Raw genomic sequence first — 1,095 nt, forward strand, 5'->3', positions numbered from 1 at the left:
AGAAATTCCCCCTGGTAAAAATCGATTTCCCCCGGGAACAAGTAAACGATCCCTTGGCCAATCGCCATTTCCCCGGGGTCCGGGCGGAATTCCCCCTGGAAACGGAAGAAATCCCCCTCCAAAAACCCCTTGTTCGAGGGAGGACAAGCGCCCGCTTTCCCGGTAGCCCAGCCCACGTGCCTTTCTTGCATCCTAATCGAGCATCCCATCCCGGGCCAACACCCCGGAAACAGGGTTTTGAAACACTTTTAAGCGAAAGGTCATCAAATGGCCCAGAGCGTGGGAACAGGCGGATCGCGGAGGCCTCGGCGAAGTCTCCCTACCGGGGCAAGCGCCTTCGTCCCGTAGCGCCGACGCCTCGTCGGCCCCAGAGCTCACGTCTACCCACGAAGCACCGAACCCATCGGCCCCGTCCCACCGCAGGCCCGGCAACCCAAGCCCCAAAGCCCCAAAGCCCCAAAGCCCCAAAGCCCCAAAGCCCCAAGGGGGCATGCCATACCAGCCTAGGGCAACGCCTTGGGATGGTCGCCCAGCCCTCGTCCCAGCAAGGTTGAGATCTCGCCACACCAACAACCATTCTCGCCGCGGCCTCCCATGATCACGAAAGCAGCCGCAGCATCATCCACCCCGAAACACCGTTGCATCCTCAATCATCTCTCTGTGGAAAAACTCCCCAGCGGGCTGGGCTCTCACGCTTCTCTCCCGAACCCCAGGAGGCCAACACCCCGGAAAGAGGGTTTTTCGGAAACACTTTTAAGCGAAAGGTCATCAAATGGCCCAGAGCGTGGGAACAGGCCAATCGCGGAGGCCTCGGCGTGTAAACGGCGAAGCCTCCCTACCGGGGCACGAGCTTTCGGCCCGTAGCGCCGACGCCCCGTCGGCCCCAGAGCCGATCTCGTCCAACAAAGCACCGAACCCGTCGGCCCCGTCCCACCGCAGGCCCGGCGTCCCAAGCCCCACCCACGCCCCAAGGGGGCATCCCATACCATCCCAGGGCAACGCCCTGGGATGGTCGCACCGCCCTCGTCCCAGCAAGACTGTGATCTCGCCGCACCAACAATCCTGCTCGCAGCTGCCTCCACTGATCACGAAAGC

1 protein-coding gene is annotated in these 1,095 nt (G+C 62.6%); it reads right to left on the bottom strand.

Features of this window, described 5'->3' with window-relative positions; genetic code table 11:
- The coding region (locus JIN78_RS17415; RefSeq protein ID WP_234038063.1) for a hypothetical protein at nt 1–191 on the bottom strand (191 nt) is incomplete at its 3' end.
- Between the last annotated feature and the right edge of the window lie 904 nt (nt 192–1,095).

It is taken from the genome of Roseibacillus ishigakijimensis (assembly GCF_016595415.1).
Lineage (GTDB): Bacteria > Verrucomicrobiota > Verrucomicrobiia > Verrucomicrobiales > Akkermansiaceae > Roseibacillus > Roseibacillus ishigakijimensis.